At 51.8% G+C, this 419-nt stretch carries 1 pseudogene; it reads left to right on the top strand.

Going from position 1 to position 419, the window contains the following annotated elements:
* Window positions 1-218: 218 nt before the first annotated feature.
* A pseudogene (locus tag E1189_RS00360) lies at window positions 219-419 on the top strand (hypothetical protein); the annotation flags it as partial.

Genomic DNA, 419 nt, shown 5'->3' on the forward strand with positions numbered 1-419 from the left:
CATCTGCAACTGGGGTGCGTTTTATAAATTGGGCGTCTACGCGAGGAAAGTTAAGTGTCTTACCCCGGGAGATCTGCACGGTGTTGAGGGAGCAACTGACACTGGAGCAATCCTGTGTGACCGCCGTACAGAAATCAGCAGACGGCATAGTAGGTGGCCTCTTGCCACTGAAGGCCTGAACAAATCTCGGAGAGTAATCGTCGGGGAAGTGGTTTCGGATGGCATCTGTTAAACAACTGTCGTTGTCTCTGGATAAACCGGAGGGTGAACCGAATCCGGGAAACCCGACTGAACCAAAATCCACCCTTTGTTCATCTTTAATGGCGCGCATACTGGACAGGAATAATCTGGTGCGTGCGTTAAAACAGGTTCAACGCAATAAAGGGGCTCCGGGCGTTGACGGCATGACTGTCGACGAC

Origin of the sequence: Parendozoicomonas verongulae (assembly GCF_009711465.1) — a bacterium.
Taxonomy (GTDB): domain Bacteria; phylum Pseudomonadota; class Gammaproteobacteria; order Pseudomonadales; family Endozoicomonadaceae; genus Sansalvadorimonas; species Sansalvadorimonas verongulae.